This is a genomic window from Streptomyces yatensis (assembly GCF_018069625.1).
GTDB lineage: Bacteria > Actinomycetota > Actinomycetes > Streptomycetales > Streptomycetaceae > Streptomyces > Streptomyces yatensis.
Window position 1 is genome coordinate 7424449 of record NZ_CP072941.1, and the last position, 12630, is coordinate 7437078.

Annotated in this window: 11 protein-coding genes; 7 read left to right on the top strand and 4 right to left on the bottom strand. The window is 71.6% G+C overall.

What is annotated here, in order from left to right; all coding sequences use genetic code 11:
* Positions 1-119 precede the first annotated feature (119 nt).
* Positions 120-752, bottom strand: coding sequence for a GntR family transcriptional regulator (locus J8403_RS30890; protein WP_211126038.1), 633 nt, complete (start codon positions 750-752; stop codon positions 120-122).
* Between the two features lie 105 nt (positions 753-857).
* Positions 858-1913, bottom strand: a complete 1056-nt coding sequence (locus J8403_RS30895; RefSeq protein ID WP_211126039.1) for a medium chain dehydrogenase/reductase family protein — start codon at positions 1911-1913, stop codon at positions 858-860.
* A gap of 120 nt (positions 1914-2033) precedes the next feature.
* Here J8403_RS30895 and J8403_RS30900 point away from each other — a divergent pair, with 120 nt between their 5' ends.
* Complete coding sequence (locus J8403_RS30900; protein ID WP_211126040.1) at positions 2034-2750, top strand: TetR/AcrR family transcriptional regulator; 717 nt, start codon at positions 2034-2036, stop codon at positions 2748-2750.
* Positions 2751-2833: 83 nt separating this feature from the next.
* Positions 2834-3343, top strand: coding sequence for an inorganic diphosphatase (locus tag J8403_RS30905; protein ID WP_211126041.1), 510 nt, complete (start codon positions 2834-2836; stop codon positions 3341-3343).
* A 77-nt stretch (positions 3344-3420) separates the two neighbouring features.
* On the opposite strand, the gene J8403_RS30910 is transcribed toward J8403_RS30905, so the two are convergent.
* Complete coding sequence (locus J8403_RS30910) at positions 3421-5214, bottom strand: ABC transporter ATP-binding protein (protein WP_246586399.1); 1794 nt, start codon at positions 5212-5214, stop codon at positions 3421-3423.
* Between the two features lie 446 nt (positions 5215-5660).
* On the opposite strand from J8403_RS30910, the gene J8403_RS30915 reads away from it, so the two are divergent.
* The 4 genes from J8403_RS30915 (at position 5661) to J8403_RS30930 (ending at position 10315) form a co-directional block, all read left to right on the top strand.
* Positions 5661-6299, top strand: coding sequence for a LysE family translocator (locus tag J8403_RS30915; RefSeq protein WP_211126043.1), 639 nt, complete (start codon positions 5661-5663; stop codon positions 6297-6299).
* A gap of 347 nt (positions 6300-6646) precedes the next feature.
* The gene (locus tag J8403_RS30920) at positions 6647-7867 is read left to right on the top strand and encodes an Ig-like domain-containing protein (RefSeq protein ID WP_211126044.1); all 1221 of its coding nucleotides are present in this window, start codon (positions 6647-6649) and stop codon (positions 7865-7867) included.
* Between the two features lie 159 nt (positions 7868-8026).
* On the top strand, positions 8027-9364 hold the full coding sequence (locus tag J8403_RS30925; RefSeq protein WP_211128518.1) for a hypothetical protein: 1338 nt from the start codon (positions 8027-8029) through the stop codon (positions 9362-9364).
* Positions 9365-9724: 360 nt separating this feature from the next.
* Positions 9725-10315 carry an Ig-like domain-containing protein gene (locus tag J8403_RS30930; RefSeq protein WP_211126045.1) on the top strand — a complete coding sequence of 197 codons (591 nt, stop codon included), beginning with the start codon at positions 9725-9727 and terminating at the stop codon, positions 10313-10315.
* A 76-nt stretch (positions 10316-10391) separates the two neighbouring features.
* On the opposite strand, the gene glnA is transcribed toward J8403_RS30930, so the two are convergent.
* The gene (glnA, locus tag J8403_RS30935; protein ID WP_211126046.1) at positions 10392-11801 is read right to left on the bottom strand and encodes a type I glutamate--ammonia ligase; all 1410 of its coding nucleotides are present in this window, start codon (positions 11799-11801) and stop codon (positions 10392-10394) included.
* A gap of 254 nt (positions 11802-12055) precedes the next feature.
* Between glnA and J8403_RS30940 the strand changes: the two genes are divergently transcribed.
* Positions 12056-12523, top strand: a complete 468-nt coding sequence (locus J8403_RS30940) for an RDD family protein (protein ID WP_211126047.1) — start codon at positions 12056-12058, stop codon at positions 12521-12523.
* Positions 12524-12630: the final 107 nt, after the last annotated feature.

The window sequence follows — 12630 nt, forward strand, 5'->3', positions numbered from 1 at the left end:
GTCCGGCCGCCGGGCGCCGGCTCGTGCCGTCCGGGCGCCGGGTGGTACTCACCCGCGTCCGGCCGCCGGGCGGTGAGTCGCCCCCACGTCCGGCCCGCGTCCGGCCGCCGGGCGCCGGCTCACCCGGTGAGCAGCACCTTCAGCGTCGACTCCAGATGGGCGCTGATCGCCGTGCGGGCCGCCTCCCTGTCACCGGAGGCCACCGCGTCCAGGATCGCCCGGTGCTCGCCGAGCACCTCCTCCTGGCGGCCGGTCTGGTTGTACAGGGCCACCACTCCGGCCCGGATCTGGCGGCTGCGCAGCCCGTCGTAGTGCCGGTTGAGGAGCTCATTGCCCACCGCGGCGACCATGGTCGCGTGGAAGAGATGGTCGATGGCGATGAACTCCTTGGCCTGGTCCGGCCCCATCAGCTCGCGCTGCCGGTCCAGCAGCTCCATCAGCTTCGCGACCGGCACCGTGCCCGCCTCGATGGTGTGCTCGGCGGCGTAGCGCTCGACGATGCCGCGCAGCTCCATCAGCTCGGTGATCTCCCGACCGGAGAGCGGGGCGATATGCGCACCCCGCTTGGGGACCAGCTGGACCAGGTCCTCGGCCGCCAGCAGGAGCAGGGCCTCACGGATCGGGGTCCGGGAGATGCCGATCCGGTCGGCGATCTCCTGCTCGGTGAGGAACCGGCCCTGCATGTCGGGATCGGTCAGCACGGTTTCCTTGAGGAACGCGTACGCCTTTTCTCGTCCGGACTGCGCTGGCACTGGGCCCCCATGCTGCTTCGCATACAACTCGTATACGAAAATTACCACGGACCGGTGGCCGGGTCGGGAATCCAGGAGCCGTGGATCCGCCGGAGGGCTCGGCACTCATCGCGCGTCCCCTTCGCCGTCCCGGCGGGCGCTCCGGTCCGCGACCAGGACCACCTTTCCGGTGACGGTGCCCGACTCGGCCAGCCGCATCGCCTCCGCGGCATCGGAGAGCGGGATCCGCGCCGCCACCAGCGCGGTGAACTCGCCGCTCGCCAGCAGCGCCAGCACCTGCCCCAGATCGGCGCGGATCCGCGCCTGGTAGGCGGCCAGGCGCCGCCGTCCGGCCCAGAGGTTGTAGAAGTGCGCCCCCCGTCCGTTGGGCAGCAGATTCCACAGGGCCAGCCGGGCGAACAGCTTGAGCACCGGGGCCCGGGACGATCCGGGGATGTCCCGGGTGGCCGCCGTGCCGTAGGAGACCAGCGTGCCGCCGCGGGCGAGCAGCCGGTAGGAGTCGACGATGCCCTCGCCGCCTATGTGGTCGAAGACCGCGTCGACCCCGCCGGGGGCCAGCGCGCGCACCCGGCCGGGGAGATCCGGATCGCGGTAGTCGAGGGGGGTGGCGCCGAGGGCGCGCACCGCGTCGTGATGGCGGGGTGAGGCGGTGCCGATGACCTTGACTCCCGCATGGCGGGCGAGCTGGACCAGGGTGGTGCCCACTCCGCCATCGGCCCCGTGCACCAGCACGGTCATCCCCGGGCGCACCTTGGCCACCCGGTGGAGCATCTGCCAGGCCGTGATCCCGTTGACCACCACCGTCTCGGCCTCCGCCGCGTCCACCCCCTCGGGGACCTCCACCAGATCGCCCGCGTCGACGGTGGTGTGGCTGGCCCAGCCGCCGATCTTCGTGAGCGCCGCGAACCGGCGGCCCCGCAGGGCCGGATCCACCCCCGGACCGGTCGAGACCACCGTGCCGACCAGGTCATAGCCGGGCACGAAGGGGAACGGCGGCTGGTCGTAGTACTTCCCGCGGCGCATCTGCTGCTCGGCGAAGGAGACCCCCGACGCCTCGACGGCCACCAGCGCCTGCCCGGGACCGGGCTCGGCCAGCGGGCGGGTGCGGAGCTGGAGCCCCTCCGGCTCGACCTGGCCAGGCAGAACGACTTCGGTGATCATGGCGGATCTCGCTTTCCTGTGAGGAGTTCTCGTTGTTGTGAGAGCTTCTAACCAAACAATGAACCTGTTACTCTCGAGGTGTCAAGTCCGACATCGATGACCCGTACGAGAGGCCCGTCCATGGCGACAGCACGGCGAGAGCGCTACCGCAAGCAGACCCGGGAGGAGGCCAAGGCCGTGGCCCTGGCCCAGCTCTCCGAGTCGGGCACGGCCGGCATCTCGGTGAACGCGATCGCGAAGGCGATGGGCATGACCGGCCCCGCGCTCTACCGCTATTTCGCGAGCCGGGACGAGCTGCTGACCGAGCTGATCACGGACACCTACCGCGATCTGGCCGAAACCCTCGCCCGGGCCGTCGCCGACGCCACCCCCGCCGACCGCTTCCGCGCCCTGGCCCTCGCCCTGCGCGAGTGGGCGAAGCGGCAGCCCGACCGCTATCTGCTCATCTACGGCACCCCGGTGCCCGGTTACCACGCGCCGCCGGAGACCACCGAGATCGCGGCCGGGCTGATGCGGACCATCCTCGACGCCTGCGCCACCGTCGGCGGTGCGGGCGCCGGCGCCGGTGAAGGCGGCGCCGGGGGGAGCGGCGCCGCGATGAGCGGCGGGCAGCCCCTCACCGAGCTCGAGGCCGCGCTGGCGCGCCATCTGGAGGGCGCGGGCCCCTGGGTGGCCGGGGAGGAGCCCGGTGGCGAGCTGAAGGGCCGTGCGCTGCGCACCTGGACCCGGCTCCACGGCGTGATCAGCCTTGATGTGCAAGGGCAGTTCACGGGCATGGGCTTCGATCCCTCGGTCCTCTTCGAGGCCGAGATCGACGCCCTGGTGCGGGGTGGCTGAGGTGCCCGGGTCCGAGCTGCCCACCCCGCGGGCCGGGCGCACACTGGAAGGACGGCGGAGCGCACGGGTGACCGGAGGCCGCGATGGAGCAGGGTGAGTTCGATGTGGTCGTGGAGATCCCGGAGGGGTCCCGCAACAAGTACGAGATGGACCATGACACCGGCCGCATCCGGCTGGACCGGATGCTCTTCACCTCGACGAAGTACCCGGCCGACTACGGCTTCGTCGACCGCACCCTCGGCCGGGACGGCGATCCGCTGGACGCCCTCGTCACCGTCGCCGAGCCGACCTTCCCCGGCTGTGTCATCCTCTGCCGCGCCATCGGCATGTACTGCATGCGCGACGAGCAGGGCCCGGACGAGAAGATCCTCTGCGTCCCGGCCCATGACCCGCGCTATGTCGGCGTCCAGGACATCGAGGACGTCCCCGAATTCGACCGTCGGGAGATCACCCACTTCTTCGAGGTCTACAAGGACCTCGAACCCGGCAAGTCCGTCGAGGGCTCCCACTGGGAGGGTCGTGACCGGGCCTACGCCGAAATAGCCGCCTCCCGCGCCCGCGCCGCCGAGAGCGGCTGGTTCCCGGGCCCCTGACCGGGCCCCTGTCAGGGCCCCGGACCGGGCCTCTGACCAGGACCAGAGCCAAGGGTGTCCCACGCAGCCCCCCGCGCTCAGGGCGTCTCCCCGCGTGGCGCCGGCACCCCCCGGTCGTTCTGCAGCTTCCACAGCTCCCGGAACAGCCCGCGGCACCCCGTCAGCTCCGCGAACGTGCCCTGCTGGATCACCCGCCCCCGCTCCAGCACGACGATCCGGTCCGCCACGGCGACGTTCGCCAGCCGGTGCGTGACCAGGACGACGGCGCGGTCCTCCGCCATCCGCCGCAGCCCGGCGAAGATCCGGTGCTCGGCGCGGGCGTCCAGCGCGCTGGTGGGCTCGTCCATCACCAGCAGCCCGGCGGGCCGGTGGAACGCGCGGGCCAGCGCGATGCGCTGCCACTGCCCGCCGGACAGCTCCACCCCGCCCCACCACTGCCGGGCGAGCAGGGTGTCCAGCCCGCTGCGCAGCCCGTCCACCACCTCATGCGCCCCCGAGTGGGCCGCCGCCTTCCGGACCGCCTCGTCCCCGCCGTGCGGCTGGCCCAGGGTGATGTTGTCGCGGGCGGACAGCGGCCAGTGCGCGTAGTCCTGTGGCACGACCGCCGTATGCCGCCACATCGCCTGCGGATCCAGCTCCGCCACGTCCACGCCGTCCCAGGTCACCGTGCCCCTGGTGGGCAGATAGAGCCCGGTCAGCAGCTTGCTCAGGGTGGTCTTGCCCGAGCCGTTCTCCCCGACCAGCGCGAGCACCTCGCCCCGCCGCACCTCGAGCGTGACATCGTCCAGGGCCGGGGCGTCGGACTCGGGATAGGCGTACGTCAGCCCCTCGGTCCTGATCACCCGCGGCACCGCCGGGACCCGGGCGCCGCGCCGCATCCGGTGCCCGCCCGCCTCCTCGATGAACTCCGCCCAGTCGTCCAGATACAGCCCCGTACGGAACAGCCGCGTCCCGTAGCCGACCATCCCCTGCAGCGAGGCGCCCACCGTCCGCAGCGCGAACACCGCCGTACCCGCCGACGCCACCGACATCTGCCCCGCGCCCAGCAGCAGCGCCAGCGACACCCACACCAGCCCGGATGCCAGCCCTCCCGCCAGCGCGCCCAGCACCGCGTAGCGCGCGCCCCGGTGGACCGCCGTGTCGGTGGCCGCGTCCACCCGCGCCCCGATGGCCCGGTACCGCTTCAGCAGGAACTCCGCCATGGTGCCGGAACGGAGCTGATCGGCGATGTCCTTGTCCACCATGTACCAGCGCAGCAGCCCGAGCGTGCGCCGGTCGGCGCTCATCGCACGACTGGTCTCGTAGTGCACCCGGGCCGCCTTCATACCCGCGATCCCCTGCGGCAGCGCGGTCAGCAGCAACAGCGGCAGCAGCGCCGGATGCAGCACGGTGACCACGCCCGCCGCCGCGATCAGCGACGAGAGACAGGCCATGAGCTGCTGCGACTCGGTGATCAGATCCTGCGCCACCTCGGCGCCCCGGTCCGCCGCGTCCCACTTGTCGTTGAACCCGGGGTTGTCGTACGCCGCCAGCTCGGCGTTGATCGCCGCGTCCAGCATCTGCGTCTCGGCCTCCCGGGAGATCCGCGGGGACAGCCGGCTGGAGATGTTGTTGACCGCGATCCCCAGCAGCGCCCGCAGCCCGGCCGCCCCCGCCAGCACCGCGATCGAGGGCAGCGCGTCCCGGAGCCGGTCGGTGATGTGGCCGGAGGAGATGAGCGCCGTGATCGTGCCCGTGGTGGCCAGCAGCCCGAACGCCTCGAAGAACCCCGACAGCGCCTGGCACACCAGCAGCGCCACCACCGCCGTCCGGTCCACCTTCCAGGCCAACGCCATGGAGCGGCGGACCAGTTGGGGCAGTCGGCGGGCCATGGCCCGGGTGGTGATGGGGTTCTTCTCCAAGGCGGTCAGCGCGGGCGGCCGGAACCGTAACTCCTCGCTGGGCCGCTCGGCCGGTTGTCGCGGCGGTTGTTCCGGCCGTTGTTCCGACGATTGCTCCGGTGGTTGCTTCGATGGCTGTTCCTGTGGCTGTTCCTGTGGCTGTTGTTCTGGTGGTTGTTCCGCCTGCTCCGTGGCTCGGGACGTCACAAATCCCCCCTGAGGGTGTGTTTTCCGTTCGGTGTGCCTCAGATTGCCGCAGACCGAGACGCGGGCGCCCGTGGTTTGCGGCGAGGTCCACCGATCGTGGAGCGGCCCCTGGCCTCAGGCGACTCCCTCACCTCACGCGCCGTCGGCAGACTCAGCAGACCTCTGTCGACCTCGGACGACCCCGGAAAACGGATGGAGCCGCGCCCCCTTCGCGTGCTTCGATGCGCCCCATGGTGTCCTTCGACCGGCTGCTCGCCTTCGCGGCCATGTCCCTTCTGCTCATCGTGATCCCCGGCCCCAGCGTGCTCTTCGTGGTCGGCCGGGCGCTGTCCCAGGGCCGCCGCGCGGCCCTGACCACGGTCATCGGCAATACGCTCGGGGCCTATGTGCTGGTCGTGGCCGTGGCGCTGGGCGTCGGATCCGTGGTGGAGCGCTCTGCCGTCGTCTTCACCGCGCTGAAGCTGGTGGGCGCCGCGTATCTGGTCCATCTGGGCGTCAAGGCGGTACGCCGGCGCCGCTCGCTGCAGGCCGCCTTCACCGGCGACGGCCCCACCCATGGGGGCCTGCGCACGCTGTGGGAGGGGTTCGCGGTCGGTGTGGCCAATCCCAAGACGACGGTGTTCTTCGCCGCCGTACTGCCCCAGTTCGCCGACCGCGACCAGGGGCATGTCACGCTGCAGATGCTGCTCCTCGGCCTGATCTTCAACGCCATCGCGCTGGTCTCCGACAGCGTCTGGGGCCTGGCCGCGGCCACCGCCCGCACCTGGTTCGCCCGCTCCCCACGACGCCTCGCCCTGGTCGGCGGCGTCGGCGGCCTCTCCATGATCGGCCTCGGCGTCACCGTCGCCGCGACCGGCCGCACGGACTAGCAACGCCCTCTGACCCGCACCGCCCTCCGCACGCCATGCGTGCGCGGGGAGTCGGGGAGACGGGGCGCGCGCCGTGCGCGGGGTGGGTGGTGCGCCGGGGGAGGGAGCGGGCGCTGCGCCATTCAGGGCAATTCGTCCCGTAATCTCTGGCGTTGGCGGTGTGTCGCGCGCCTACTGGTGCTACAGACCGGTGGGTTCCCCATCTGCCGGGGGACGGCGACGCGGGGATGACCCCGTATGGATCGCCATAAGTACACACCCCCTAGCCTCCGATGCGCCGCCGCGCGCGCTCGCAGTCGCGCGTGGCGAGTAACGGCCCACCATTCCACCCCCTTGGAGGGCCCGTCATGGCTTCACCCACTGTCACCCTGGTCACGGCGTCACCCAACCCCGCGGTCTCCGGGCAGTCGGTCACGCTCACCGCCACCGTCATACCCCTCGGCGCCGGAACCCCCACCGGCACCGTCACCTTCGTGGTCAGCGGCGGCCCCACCCTGAACGGGACGCTGTCGGGCGGGACCGCCTCGGTCACCGCGAGCGGTCTCAGCGGCGGCACCCATATCGTCACCGCCACCTACAACGGCGACGCCAACTTCACCTCGTCCACCGGCACCACGGCCGTCCTGGTGATCCCGGCGTCGACGACGACCACGGTGACCTCGGCCCCGGACCCGTCGACGCTGGGGCAGTCGGTGACGTTCACCGCCAAGGTCACCCCGGTCGCGCCCGGTGCGGGCACCCCGACCGGCCTGGTCACCTTCATCATCGGCGGCAGCGGCGGCGGTACGTTCACCCAGCCGCTGTCCGGCGGCATGGCCACGCTCAGCCTCAGCACCCTCGGTGTCGGCACCCACGCCGTGGTGGTCGCCTACAGCGGCAGCACGGACTTCCTGCCGTCCACCGGCACCGACACCCACACCGTGAACCCCGGCCCCGCGGCGACGACCACCACGCTGACCTCCTCGGTCAACCCGTCCGTCTTCGGGCAGCCGGTCACGTACACCGCCACGGTCACCCCGAACCCGCCCGCCACCGGCACCCCGACCGGAACGGTCACCTTCGTGATCAGCGACCCCGACGGGGTCACCTCCACCCAACCGCTGGTGGGCGGCACGGCGACGTTCACCACCAGCGGACCGGGCACGGGGCCGCACACCGTGACCGCCACCTACAGCGGTGATACCAACTTCGCCCCGTCGACGTCGGCGCCGCTCACGCAGATGGTGAACTTCGCGAACTCCCGGACCTCGATCAGCTCCAACCCCAACCCGTCCGAGGCGGGCACACCCGTCGACTTCGTCGCCTTCGTGGAAGCCATCCCGCCCGGCGACGGTACCCCGACGGGACCGGTCACCTTCACCCTCACCAACGGTGTGGACACGATCACCACCAGTCCCACCCTGGACACCAATGGATTCGCCTTCCTCGAACTGGCGCTGCCGGCGGGCAACTGGGAGGTCGAGGCCGTCTACGAGGGGGACGCCAATTTCGGCGCCTCCGGCGTCTCCGAGTACATCCAGGTCGTCACGGAGCCGGACAGCGGCACGGTGACCACCAGCACGAGCTGATCCCACAGCACTGGTCCCCGCCGCCGCCGAAAGGGGCAGTGGCGGGGACCAGCCACGCACATCGGCCGTCGGCCCGCACGGAAAGCCCGATCCGCGCGTATATGGGTCGTATGCGGGTAAACGACAGGTGTGTCCGTCAAGACGCCGCGATGGGGCACGATGCTGCTGGCCGTCCTCGTCGCTCTGACGGCGGTGCTGCTCACCGCCGGGGGCGCCCGTGCCGAAACGGATGTGAACAAGATCGGCAAGGCGCTGCGGAACAGCCCCGTCTACGTCGATCCCGGCGCCTCCGACGAACTGAGCCCCGCACAGGCGCGCCGCCTTGTGGCACATATCCGCGACGCCGGCGTGCCCGTCTACGTCGCCGTCCTGCCGGACAATCCCGCGTACGGGGGCGAGCGGGTCTTCGGGCGGCTGCGGGCCGCCGTCGACCGGCCCGGCATCTACGCGGTGGCGCTCGGCTCCTCCTTCGGCGCCGCCTCCGACACCTCGGTGCTGCCGGGACGCACCTCGCAGGCGCTGGCGGCGCAGAACCTACGGCAGCACCCGCGCGACCTCGCGGCGGTCCTCGACGGCTTCGTGACCGACGCGGCCAGGGCGACCCACGACCGGGGCGGCCAGGGGACCGGCGGCGACCAGGGCGCGCGGGACTCCACCGGAATGTCGGTGGGGGACACCGTGGTGGTGCTGATCATTTTGGCCGCGGTCGCCGGAGGCGGTCTCTACATGCTGCGGCGCACCCGCAAGCAGCGCCGCGAGCGTGAGCGGGCCGAGCTGGAGCAGGTGCGCGGCGCGGTCGAGGAGGACATCACCGCGTACGGCGAGAAGCTCGGCAGGACCGGCTTCGACCCGGCCGACCCGGCGTCCACCCCCGAGATGGCGGATGACTACGGCCGCGCCCTGGACGCCTACGAGGAGGCCAAGGCCAAGTCGGCCGCCGCCCGGCGCCCCGCGGACGTACGGCCGGTGACCGAGGCGCTGGAGGAGGGTCGCTTCGCGCTGGCGGTGCTCGATGCCCGCCGCGAGGGCGGGCCGCTGCCCGAGCGCCGACCGCCGTGCTTCTTCGACCCGCGCCACGGCCCCTCGGTCCGGGACGTCCAGTGGGCACCCTCGGGCGGCAGCCGGCGCTCCGTCCCCGCCTGCGCCGCGGACGCCACCCGCATCGACGACGGCCTCGATCCGGACTCCCGCACCGTCCCGGTAGGCGGCGACCGGCGACGGCCCTACTGGGAGGCCGGTCCGGCCTACGGGCCCTGGGCCGGCGGGTACTTCGGCGGATACGGCTCGATGCTGCTGCCGGGGCTGCTGATCGGCACGCTGCTGGGCGGGTCCCTCGACCCCGGCTACGACACCGGCGACTTCGGCGGTGGCTTCGGCGACGACGGCGGCGGTGACGCCGGGGGCGGCGACTTCGGCGGTGGTTTCGGCGACGGCGGCGGTTTCGGCGGCGGCTTCGGGGACGGCGGTGGCTTCGGGGGCGACTTCGGCGGCGGCTGACCCCGGCCCTCCGCACCCGCGGCAAGGCCCCCGGCACACGCGTGTGCGCGGTGCGTACGCGGTGCCCCGACCGCGTGGGACGCGCGCCGCACGGGCGGATGGTGTGCGCGGGGAAGGCCGTCGAGCGCTGCGCTATCCGGGGTAATTAGGCGGCAACTCTATGGCGGTGGCGGCGAGTCGCGCGCCTACTGGTGCTACAGACCGGTGGGTTCCACATCTGCCGGGGGACGGCGACGCGGGGATCTCCCCGCGTGGATCGCCGTAAGTGCGCACCCCCTTGCCTCCGATGCACCGCCGCGCCGTGTTCCCGCATGCGTGGCGAGCAACGGCCCACCACCCCACACCATTTGGAGGGCCACCATGGCTACGCCCACGATCACCCTGGTCACGGTCTCACCCCAACCCGCGTCGGCCGGACAGTCGGTCACGCTCACCGCCACCGTCATCCCGCTCGGTGTCGGGACTCCCACCGGCGACGTCACCTTCGTCGTCACCGGCGGCCCCACCGTGACCGGGACGCTGTCGGGCGGGACCACCTCGGTCACCGTCCCCAGCCTGAGCGTCGGCGCCCACGCCGTCCTCGCCAACTACAACGGTGACGCCAACTTCTCCCCGTCCACCGGCGCCAACGTCATCCTCGTCGTCCAGTCGGCGACCACCACCTCGGTGTCCTCGGCGCCGGACCCCTCGACGCAGGGCGCCACGGTGACGTTCACCGCCAAGGTCACCCCGGTCGCGCCCGGCACCGGCGTCCCGACCGGCACGGTCACCTTCATCATCGGCGGCCCCGGCGGCGGGGCGTTCGTCCAGCCACTGTCGGGGGGCGTCGCGACGCTGTCCCTCAACACCCTGGGCGTCGGCACCCACCCCGTGGTCGCCCTCTACAACGGCGACACCGGCTTCCTGCCGTCCTCCGGCACCGACACCCAGACGGTCAACGCCGCCGCGTGACCCCTCCGCACAAACGCCGAGCCCCCGCCCCCGCCCATCGGGGCGGCGGCGGGGGCCCGGCCGGAGCCGGTACGGATCACACGTCGAAGTACAGCTCGAACTCGTGCGGGTGCGGACGCAGCTGCAGCGGCGCGATCTCGTTGGTGCGCTTGTAGTCGATCCAGGTCTCGATCAGGTCGGAGGTGAAGACCCCGCCCTGGAGGAGGAACTCGTGGTCGGCCTCGAGGGAGTCGAGGACGGCCGGGAGGGAGGTCGGGACCTGCGGGACGCCCGCGTGCTCCTCGGGGGCGAGCTCGTAGAGGTCCTTGTCGATCGGCTCGGCCGGCTCGATCTTGTTCTTGATGCCGTCCAGACCCGCGAGGAGCAGGGCGGAGAAGGCCAGGTACGGGTTGCCGGAGGAGTCCGGGGCGCGGAACTCGACGCGCTTGGCCTTCGGGTTGGAGCCGGTGATCGGGATACGCATCGCGGCGGAGCGGTTGCGCTGCGAGTACACCAGGTTGACCGGCGCCTCGAAGCCCGGGACCAGGCGGTGGTAGGAGTTCACCGTCGGGTTGGTGAAGGCCAGCAGCGACGGGGCGTGCCGGAGGATGCCGCCGATGTAGTAGCGGGCGGTGTCCGAGAGGCCCGCGTAGCCCTGCTCGTCGTAGAAGAGCGGGGAGCCGCCCTGCCACAGCGACTGGTGGACGTGCATGCCCGAGCCGTTGTCACCGAAGATCGGCTTCGGCATGAAGGTCGCGGTCTTGCCGTTCTGCCACGCCACGTTCTTGACGATGTACTTGAACAGCATCAGGTCGTCGGCCGCGGCCAGCAGGGTGTTGAACTTGTAGTTGATCTCGGCCTGGCCGGCGGTGCCCACCTCGTGGTGCTGGCGCTCGACCTGGAGCCCGGCCTTGTCCAGCTCCAGGCTGATCTCGGCGCGCAGGTCGGCGAAGTGGTCGACCGGCGGGGTGGGGAAGTAGCCGCCCTTGTAGCGGACCTTGTAGCCACGGTTGTCCTGCAGCGCGCCGGTGTTCCAGGCGCCCGCCTCGGAGTCGATGTGGTAGAAGGCCTCGTTCGCCTTGGTCTCGAAGCGCACGCTGTCGAAGACGTAGAACTCCGCCTCCGGGCCGAAGTACGCGGTGTCCGCGATGCCGGTGGAGGCGAGGTACGCCTCGGCCTTCCGGGCGATGTTCCGCGGGTCGCGGCTGTACTGCTCACCCGTGATCGGGTCGTGGATGAAGAAGTTGATGTTGAGGGTCTTGTCCCGGCGGAACGGGTCGACACGCGCCGTGGAGAGGTCCGCGCGCAGGGCCATGTCCGACTCGTGGATGGCCTGGAAGCCGCGGATCGACGAGCCGTCGAAGGCCAGCTCCTCGTTCGGGTCGAACGCCTCCGCCGGTACGGTGAAGTGCTGCATGACGCCGGGAAGGTCGCAGAAGCGGACGTCGACGAACTTGACGTCCTCGTCCGAGATGTACTTCCGAGCGTCGTCGGCGTTCTGGAACATCCAACTCCTCCTAGCCCGGCCGCGGTGGGACGGGGATTTGTCCGGTCGCGCAGTCCATGTGCGGTGGCGCGCTGTCGCCGACCATAGGCAGACGGGATTTCCCGGGCATGACCCATTTGTTTCACCCAGGTTAACCGGCCGGAGGGGGGTTACGGAGACCTCGTGGCCTCGGAAAAGGCACCGAACGGCCTGCCCGGGGCCGGCGGGCGGGGGCCAGGCCCGGGGAACGTATGCGGTCGCAGTAACGTAGACGGGTGGACAAGAGGCAAGCAATCGGATCGTGGCTTTCCGGGCCCCGCGCGGCCGCCGAGGACATGGGCGTCGACTTCGGCTACCGGGGCCAGGGGCTCGGGCTCCCCGAGAGCGGACCGGGCGCCATAGCGCCGCTGGGCCGCCGTTTCGGGGCGCTCTTCATCGACTGGGCCCTGTGCCTGCTCGTCTCCTACGCCCTGCTGTCCGGCCGCGACGCCCAGGTCGCCGGGAACTGGGCGCTGCTGGTCTTCCTGGTGCTGAGCCTGGTCACGGTGGGCACCGTCGGCGCCACCCCCGGCAAGCTGCTGCTGAAGCTGCGGGTCATCGGCGAGGGCGGGGTGCGGCTGAGCCTGCCGAAGGCCGTGCTGCGCAGTGTGCTGGTGGTGCTGGTCATCCCGGCGGTGGTCTGGGACCGCGACACCCGCGGGCTGCACGACCGGCTCTCCCGCGCGGTGCAGATCAGGGTCTGAGCGCCGCGGGATCACACCCGTACGGATTGCGTACAACGGCGTAACACACGAAACGGCGGCCCGGACTCGATGTCCGGGCCGCCGTTTCCTATCCGTTTCGGTACGGG

Excerpts from the sequence above, each read along its gene's own strand:
- J8403_RS30895 (WP_211126039.1), bottom strand. The coding sequence starts at position 1,913 with ATGATCACCGAAGTCGTTCTGCCTGGCCAGGTCGAGCCGGAGGGGCTC.
- J8403_RS30900 (WP_211126040.1), top strand. The coding sequence starts at position 2,034 with ATGGCGACAGCACGGCGAGAGCGCTACCGCAAGCAGACCCGGGAGGAG.
- J8403_RS30905 (WP_211126041.1), top strand. The coding sequence starts at position 2,834 with ATGGAGCAGGGTGAGTTCGATGTGGTCGTGGAGATCCCGGAGGGGTCC.
- J8403_RS30910 (WP_246586399.1), bottom strand. The coding sequence starts at position 5,214 with ATGGCCCGCCGACTGCCCCAACTGGTCCGCCGCTCCATGGCGTTGGCC.
- J8403_RS30915 (WP_211126043.1), top strand. The coding sequence starts at position 5,661 with ATGGTGTCCTTCGACCGGCTGCTCGCCTTCGCGGCCATGTCCCTTCTG.
- J8403_RS30920 (WP_211126044.1), top strand. The coding sequence starts at position 6,647 with ATGGCTTCACCCACTGTCACCCTGGTCACGGCGTCACCCAACCCCGCG.
- J8403_RS30925 (WP_211128518.1), top strand. The coding sequence starts at position 8,027 with ATGCTGCTGGCCGTCCTCGTCGCTCTGACGGCGGTGCTGCTCACCGCC.
- J8403_RS30930 (WP_211126045.1), top strand. The coding sequence starts at position 9,725 with ATGGCTACGCCCACGATCACCCTGGTCACGGTCTCACCCCAACCCGCG.
- glnA (WP_211126046.1), bottom strand. The coding sequence starts at position 11,801 with ATGTTCCAGAACGCCGACGACGCTCGGAAGTACATCTCGGACGAGGAC.